Here is a 7923-nt window from a genome sequence, read left to right as displayed (position 1 = left end):
AACCAGGCGTCGGCCCCCTCTTCCTCGAAGCTCTGGGCGATACGGTGATTGACTAGCTCGTCCTTGAGGATTTCGGCGGTTTCCTTGTGTACGAAAACCGTGATCGGCACGCCCCAGGCGCGCTGACGGCTCAGCACCCAGTCCGGGCGATCAGCAATCATGGCGCGCAGGCGGTTCTGCCCAGCCGCGGGATAGAATTTCGTCTTGTCGATCGCATTGAGCGCGCGCACGCGCAGCGTGTCGCCCTCGGCGCCTTCGATGGCCTTGTCCATATAGACAAACCATTGCGGCGTGTTGCGATAGATCACCGGCTTCTTGGAACGCCAAGAATGCGGATACTGGTGCTTTACGCGGCCACGGGCAACCATTGCGCCGCGTTCGGCGAGGGCGCTGATGACGCGCTGGTTGGCATCGCCCTTCTTGCCGTTGTCGTCGATAACGCGACCGCCGTCGAAGCCAGGCGCGTCCTTGGTATAAAAACCATCATCGCCGACCGGGGTCGGGATGGACGGATCGATACCGCGCGCCTGGAGGGCGCGGGTGGAATTCATCCAGATCTCGAAGTCGTCGAGGCCGTGGCTTGGTGCGGTATGCACAAAGCCGGTACCGGCATCGTCGGTGACGTGTTCGCCATCGAGGAGGGGCACCTGAAAATTGTAACCGCCGGCCAAGCCGTGCAGCGGATGGAAACAGGCCAGGATTTCCTCCGGCCTAACGGCGCCAAGACTGCGGTAGTTGCCCTCTGCGATCTTGGCCTTGGCAAACACCTCAGGTGCCAGCTTGTCAGCCAACACATAGCGGTCACCTGCCTTGGCCCAGTTATCAGCGGGTGCTTCCAGGACCTCGTATAGGCCGTAAGAGATTTTGCTCGAAAAGCTGATCGCCCGGTTGGCAGGAATGGTCCACGGGGTCGTAGTCCAAATGACGACCGACACGCCGTTGTAGCTGTCAACTTCCGGCTCGGACCCGTCCCGGTCATATGAAACGGATCGACCGAAGGCTGGGCCAGCACCGAGCTCGTTAGTGGGCAGGCGATGTGTTGCCACGGGACCCGCCACCGGGAATTTCACCCAGATCGTGTCGCTCTCATAATCGGCATATTCGATCTCGGCCTCAGCCAGCGCCGTGCGCTCGACTACCGACCACATCACGGGCTTCGAGCCGCGATAAAGCTGGCCGGACATAGACACCTTCATCAGCTCGCGCGCGATCTGGGCTTCGGCGTCAAAGCTCATGGTGAGATAGGGATTGTCCCACTCACCAAGAATCCCGAGGCGCTTGAATTCCTCGCGCTGGATATCGACCCAGCTCTCGGCGAACGAACGGCATTCCTGGCGGAATTCCACCACCGGAACTTCGTTCTTGTCCTTGCCCTTGGCGCGGTACTGCTCTTCGATCTTCCATTCGATGGGCAGGCCGTGACAATCCCAGCCGGGGATATAGGCAGCGTTGTGACCAAGCATCTGCATGGACCGGGAAACCAGGTCTTTCAGCGTCTTGTTCAGCGCATGGCCGATATGGATGTTGCCGTTGGCGTAGGGCGGGCCGTCATGCAGCGTAAACAGCGGCCGATCCTTGGCCTGCTCGCGCTGACGCTCGTAAATATCCATGTCCTGCCAGCGCTTGAGCCAGATCGGCTCGCGGTCGGGCAGGCCCGCGCGCATCGGAAACTCGGTTTCGGGCAGGAAGAGCGTGGCCGAATAGTCTTTTTCGGTCGCGCTTGCAGCGGTATCGGTCATGGAACGGCAATCGGTTTTGGAAGATTGGGCCGCCTTTTAGCAAGGCCAGCCCGATGGGGCAAAGGTTGATTTTGCCGCGCGTCCCGCACGTCAGCCGTCAAAGCCCCTGTGCGCTGCACCTATTGTATAAGCGACAGGATCCGTCCGCGCGTAATCCCCGCCGCCATCAGCCGAAGAAGCCGAGCCTTTCGTCGAGCGTCCCGATCGGTCGCGCCGCAGCGATCATGTCACGCGCCTTGCGGCTGTCGCGATCCATAGCGGCGATCAGATCGTCGAGCCCCTTGAACACTTCCTGGCCGCGAATATGGCCGATCAGCGCCACGCTTATGGTCTCGCCATAGATATCTGCGTCAAAGTCGAACAGATGTGTCTCGAAGGGCGGGCGCTGGTTGTCGAACATGGGCTTTCCATAAGCGGCGACGCCATCGAGCAGCCGACCACGCACCTTGGCACGCACGGCATAAACGCCCTGAGCCAGCTGAAACCCGGTCTGGGTCATGGTGTTGGCAGTGGGATAGCCAAGTTCGCGCCCGCGCTGGTCGCCCTTGACCACGCAACCTTCAAAAAACCAGTGAAAGCCGAGCAGCCGATTGGCCGCGGCCACGGCGCCCTCGGAGAGCGCTGCGCGGATGCGCGAGGAGGAAATCACCTCGTCACCCTCGTCGACGAGATCGAGCGTATCAACGGCAAAACCGAGCTCGGCGCCCTTGTCGCGCAGGAACGCCGGCGTCCCACGGCGCTGCCGGCCGAAGTGGAAGTCGGAGCCGATGATCACGCCATTGACCGCCAGAGCGCCGACCAGAATGTCAGCGACAAAACTCTCGGCCTCGATCTGCGAAAACGCCGTATCAAAGGGCAGGACAATAATGCCATCGAGCCCCAGCGCCTCGGCCAGCTGTGCCTTGGCCTCGCCCAGCGTCAGCCGGAACATGAAGGGTGTCGGCGCAAAAACGTCACGCGGATGCGGCTCGAAGGTCAGAATCAGCGCCGGCACACCGGCGGCACGCGCCCGCTCGCGCAGGGCTGCGATGACCTTCTGGTGGCCGCGATGCATGCCGTCGAAATTGCCGATGGCGACATAGGCGCCCTTGAGCGCGGCGGGCAGGTCGGCAAAGCCGGCAAGGCGAATGAAACCAGTCAACTCAGGCTTCCCAGGCTAGACGCGGCAGGAAGCCGGCCACATGGGCGCGGCTCGGCGCAATAAGGTCGGCAATGGCCTGTGGATCGGGCTTGCCGAAAGCATCGAGCTCGGCCGCGTGGATCGAACCGGTGATGAACAACAGGTCGATGCCGAACTGCGCGGCGCCGGTCGCGTCTGTGCGAACGCTGTCGCCAATGGCCAGCACCCGGCCCTTGTCGAGCGACTTGCCGGCCGCAAGTTCGGCGAGGCGGAACGCCTCTTCATAGATCGGCTGATAGGGTTTACCCGCCATCAGCACCATACCGCCCATGGCGGCATAAAGATCGCCCAGCGCGCCGCCGCAATAGATGATCTGGTGCCCATGCTCCACCACCCGGTCGGGATTGGCGCAGATCATCGGCAGCTTTCGCGAGAGCCAGAATTTCGCACGCTCGCGGTACATTTCGGGCGTGTCCTCGTCGGTATCGAGATCGGTCACAACCACGACTTCGGCCTCTTCCGGCCCGGTGCGCTTGAGGTCGAACCCCTCATAAAGCGCATCGTCCTCGGTCGGTGGCCCGACGTGGTGGATGGCCTTGCCCCGATATTTCGAAATCATCGTCCGCGTCGCGTCCCCCGAGGAGACGATCGCGTCATAGGCCTCGCGCGGCACGTTGAGGCGGTCGAGCATAGCCACGATCGGCGGCGAGGGGCGCGGCGCATTGGTGATCAGCACCACTTTGCCGCCGGCGCGGCGATAGTTCACCAGCGCCTCGACGGCCTCGGGAAAGGCCGAAACGCCGTTGTGGATGACGCCCCAAACGTCGCTCAGCACCGCATCATAGCGCCCCGCGAGATCGGAGAGGCCAGAAATAATGGGCAGGGGCGCGGGTGCGGACATGGGCTCAATTCCCCGGAAAAGGATCGTGTGCGCTGCTATGTGGCAGTTTGGCCCGCTCGATCAAGCCCGAAACCGAGCGCGATGCCGATTTCACACTTCGACGCGGCGGCGCTGCGGTTCCGGCCGCGGTTGGGGCGGCGCCACCGTGCGGGTCGGCTCGAGCAACAGGTCAGGCCGCACCGGACCGGGCGGCGCGATGTGGTTGCCCTGAACGAGCGTGATTTCATTGTCGAGCAGTTCGACGATCTGCCGCTCATCGGTGAGACCGGTGGCGAGCAGGGTAATGTCGAAACGGCCGACATAGCTGGCGATGTCGGACAGGTGGAAGTCGGTATAGACCTCCGGGGTCTTGATCAGGCGGCCGGCATTGACGCGAATCGAGCGCACGCCAAGTTCGGAAAGATCAGTGAAATTGATGCGCAGCGAGGTGGCCTTGGCGAGCGAATAGCCCGCGCCGCGCCGCTGGATCGCCTGCAGCGCCGGACGAACGTTCTGCATCAGCTCGTGGAATTCGGCCTCGCCGACAACAAAGATCAGCCCGGTGGCAATGACCCGGTTGGCATCGAGAATGGCGAGAATCTGCTCCATGGCTGCATTGTCGCGCAGCGTTGCGCCGCTCAGCGGCACATGCAGCGTAATCGCCTGGCCACCGGTGCGGGCGCGGCGGGCAATGGCCACCGCCTCGTTGAGCGCGGTGCCATCGATGCGCTGCAGCACGTCTTCGCCGCCATGGCGTGGCATGAAGTCGACCGGCTCGGCGAGATCGCCATCTTCGAGCATCAGGCGCGGCACGAGATCATAGCCGGCCGGGCGGCGCTGCGGCAGGCGCGCTACGGGCTGGATATGAAAAACCAGGCGTTGATCTTTCAGCGCCTGGCGTACCATTTCAACGGGAATGATCGGCTCGATCTCGTCCTCGGCCGTAAGGCGCTGGGCAGGAACGGCCCGCGGACTATCGTCCACAAAGCGCTCGGCAGCAGGAGCCGCAACGGCGGCAGAAGCTTTTTCCTCAATTTCGGCAACGGCCTCAGCCACCTGGCGAATAACCGTGCCGAGCACGGAAATATCGGCTTCGATGGTTTCAAGCCGCTGTCCGGGATTGAGTTCTGAAAGGGCGTTGATGCGGCGACCAAGCACCGAACCGGCCTGGGCGTCAGTCGCGAGCAGACGCGACAAATCCTCGATGCCACGTTCGAGCCGCTGCTCGGCGCGCAGGCGCAGGCGACGCTCCATCACCACCACGCCGATGCAGCCAACGACCAGCGCAACCAGCACCGCTTCGGCCAGCGAGAAGGACAAGCCGAAATAGGCTGCTGCGCCAATGGCGAAACCGGCAAGCGCGATAAAGAGATAGACCAGAGCCTGCATGGGCATCCCGGGGATCAGAAAGTGGCAAGATTCGACGTCGTAGTCATATCATTGCCGCTTTCTCGGCAAAAGCGCCGAGACGCGATCGTACGTGTAAAGAACGGATTATTTACCCTGTTTCGTCAACAATCGGCGAGAACGTCATGGCCGGTTCGTTTCCGGCCGGCCACCGGCGAAACTCTAGGATTTAGGCGCAATGGCAATGAATTCCGGCCTCGACAACGCGCTGAGCGGGCGACTTCTGCTGGTCGATAGCGACGCAGAAGCGGCTTCTCGCATTGGCGAATCGTTGAGCGAAGCCCTTTTGTGCACGCCGTCCGTCGTCGTGGCCAAGAGCGGCCGCGAGGCTCTCGACATGCTGCGCGCCAACCGATTCGACATTATTCTGGCCGATATGCCGAGCCTTGCCGATCTCGCCGAGCGCGATGACGAAGGCATGGGCCGCGTCGTGCGCCATGCCGAAGGCGCGCTCGTCATCGCCATGGCGGGCGGTTCTTCCGTCAGTGCAGCGGTCAGCGCCATGCGTTCGGGCGCCCATGACTATGTGACCAAGCCGATTGCCGGCCCGGCCCTTGCCACCCGCATTGGCGAATTGGCCCAGCGCCACGGCCGCCCGCGTTCGCTGGGGCTCGACACAAGCCGTCCGCAGGCCGTTCCCGACTTCGCCGGTTTTGTCGGCGCGTCCAATGCCATGCAGTTCATCTACGAGCAGATCGGACGCGTCGCGACCTCCTCTGCCCCGGTTTTCATCACCGGCGAGAGCGGCACGGGCAAGGATGTCTGCGCCGAAGCCCTCCATAGCCAGGGCCCGCGTTCGACCAAGCGCTTCGTTGCCATCAATTGCGCCGCCATTCCGCGCGACCTGATGGAAAGCGAACTGTTCGGCGTCGCCCGCGGCGCCTTTACCGGCGCCCATGAAGACCGCAAGGGCGCGGCCGAGCTCGCCGATGGCGGCACCCTGTTCCTCGATGAAATCGGGGAAATGGATCTTTCGCTGCAATCAAAGCTGCTGCGGTTCCTGCAGACCGGCACCATTTCGCGCGTCGGCGAAGCCAATATGCGGAAAGTCGATGTGCGCGTTATCTGCGCCACCAATCGCAATCCGCTGCAGATGATTTCCGAGCGGAAGTTCCGCGAGGACCTGTTCTATCGCCTGCATGTCCTGCCCATGCATCTGCCGCCGCTGCGCCAGCGCCCCACTGACATCATGGTGCTGGCTCGCCATTTCCTCGAGCGCTATGCGCGCGAGGAGCACAAGGTGTTTGCCGGCTTCTCGACCGATGCCGCCCAGCAACTGACCGCCGCCGACTGGCCGGGCAATGTGCGGCAGTTGCAGAACCTGGTCCGCCGCATCGTCGTGATGTTCGATGGCGGCGAGAGCGATATCGGCATGCTAAATGCTGCCGATATCGAATCCCAGGCCTTCGTGCCGGTAGAGGCCCCTGCCCCGCGCGCCGAAGGCCGTCGCGCCATCCTGCCCATGTGGCAGCAGGAGCAGAAGATCATCGAAGACGCCATCGCGGCCTTCTCGGGCAATATTTCCATGGCTGCCGCGGCCCTCGAAATCAGCCCCTCCACCATCTATCGCAAGCGCCAGGGCTGGGCGGAGATGCAAAAGGCGGGCTAAGGCCCGCCTCCAAAAACCTCCACATCCACATACGGCGTCATTCCCGCAACAGCGGGAATCACTGTTTCCGGCAGCAGAGCCCCTCCTGCCCCCTTGCTCGAAGGCAAAGAAATGGACGCCAAGACCGTGGCCGTTAGGGGAGCCTCCTGACAAGAAGTGACGTCGGAGACATGTTAGGTGCTCTCATCACAGGAGAGTCCCATGCCCACCGCCCACGTCTTTATCGCCACCAGCCTTGATGGCTTCATTGCCCGCAAGGACGACGATCTCGACTGGCTGACGAGCTTTTCCGCTCCCGGCGAGGATCACGGCTACAATACCCATATCGCCGGGATGGACGGGATCATCATGGGTCGCGGCACCTATGAGAAAGTGATGACGTTCGACGAGTGGTATTATGAAAAGCCGGTGCTGGTCCTGAGCCACAGCCTCGATCCCGCATCGGTCACCGAGCATCTGAAAGACAAGGTCGAAATTCTGGCCGCGACGCCGGAGGCCGCCATGGAGATCGCTGCAAGCCGCGGCTGGCAGCGCGTCTATGCCGATGGCGGCAAGCTGATCCAGTCCTTCCTCCGCGCCGGCTTCGTTGAGGACATGATCGTCAGCACCATTCCGATCCTCATCGGCGAGGGCGCGCCGCTTTTCGGTCCGCTACCGGCCGACATCGCGCTTGAACATCTCGGGACGAAATCCTTCCCCTCTGGCCTCGTGCAGTCGCACTATCGCGTCAAACGCTAGGCGCGAAGCCCGATTCTCGTCGTCGCGCCTCACCAGCCCAGTGCGACAATTGCGGCGGTGCCACACAACACCGCCGCGATCGGGGCCATTACCAGCCGTTCCGGCACGCTCGGCGAGATCGCGTTCATCGCCGTTCCCAGCGCCATAAAACCCACGACCGCCCAGGCCGCTGGCCCAAGCCAGTCCCCGGTCAGCGCCACAAGGCCGGCCCGGCCGAGGACAATGGCAGCGAGCCCGACATAGATCAGGATGGAAAAGACACTCGCGACCCGCAGCCGCGGCGGCAGGCGCGCATATTGCCCGCCCCAGGCCAGCCTTCCCCAGGGCGCACCCGCGGCGAGATTGGCCTGAAACAGCGCTAGGCCAATGATCAATGCTGAAAAGATGACGGCTGCTGTCGCGCCCATGCTCGTTCCTCGCCCGCTCGCTC

Annotated in this window: 7 protein-coding genes; 2 read left to right on the top strand and 5 right to left on the bottom strand. The window is 62.9% G+C overall.

Annotation, left to right across the window (positions count from 1 at the left end; all coding sequences use genetic code 11):
- The 4 genes from J0I64_RS09755 to J0I64_RS09740 form a co-directional block, all read right to left on the bottom strand.
- Positions 1-1739 (bottom strand): class I tRNA ligase family protein (locus tag J0I64_RS09755; RefSeq protein ID WP_291407598.1); only part of this gene is annotated, 1739 nt, incomplete at its 3' end.
- 166 nt (positions 1740-1905) lie between these two features.
- Positions 1906-2880 (bottom strand): bifunctional riboflavin kinase/FAD synthetase, encoded by a 975-nt coding sequence (locus tag J0I64_RS09750; RefSeq protein ID WP_291407596.1) that lies wholly within the window; start codon positions 2878-2880, stop codon positions 1906-1908.
- A gap of 1 nt (position 2881) precedes the next feature.
- On the bottom strand, positions 2882-3760 hold the full coding sequence (locus tag J0I64_RS09745; RefSeq protein ID WP_291407593.1) for a TIGR01459 family HAD-type hydrolase: 879 nt from the start codon (positions 3758-3760) through the stop codon (positions 2882-2884).
- Between the two features lie 90 nt (positions 3761-3850).
- A complete protein-coding gene (locus tag J0I64_RS09740; RefSeq protein ID WP_291407592.1) occupies positions 3851-5128 on the bottom strand; it encodes an EAL domain-containing protein in 1278 nt (425 codons plus the stop codon).
- Positions 5129-5324: 196 nt separating this feature from the next.
- On the opposite strand from J0I64_RS09740, the gene J0I64_RS09735 reads away from it, so the two are divergent.
- Both J0I64_RS09735 and J0I64_RS09730 read left to right on the top strand, forming a co-directional pair.
- A complete protein-coding gene (locus J0I64_RS09735) occupies positions 5325-6755 on the top strand; it encodes a sigma-54 dependent transcriptional regulator (protein ID WP_291407590.1) in 1431 nt (476 codons plus the stop codon).
- A gap of 201 nt (positions 6756-6956) precedes the next feature.
- Positions 6957-7493: a dihydrofolate reductase family protein gene (locus J0I64_RS09730; RefSeq protein WP_291407588.1), complete on the top strand. Its 537-nt coding sequence runs from the start codon at positions 6957-6959 to the stop codon at positions 7491-7493.
- Between the two features lie 29 nt (positions 7494-7522).
- Here J0I64_RS09730 and J0I64_RS09725 read toward each other — a convergent pair whose 3' ends face one another.
- Positions 7523-7900, bottom strand: coding sequence for a hypothetical protein (locus J0I64_RS09725; RefSeq protein WP_291407586.1), 378 nt, complete (start codon positions 7898-7900; stop codon positions 7523-7525).
- Positions 7901-7923 lie beyond the last annotated feature (23 nt).

The sequence above is a fragment of the Devosia sp. genome (assembly GCF_017307565.1).
In the GTDB taxonomy this organism is placed as follows: domain Bacteria; phylum Pseudomonadota; class Alphaproteobacteria; order Rhizobiales; family Devosiaceae; genus Devosia.
This window is presented reverse-complemented; position numbering and strand designations above follow the sequence as displayed.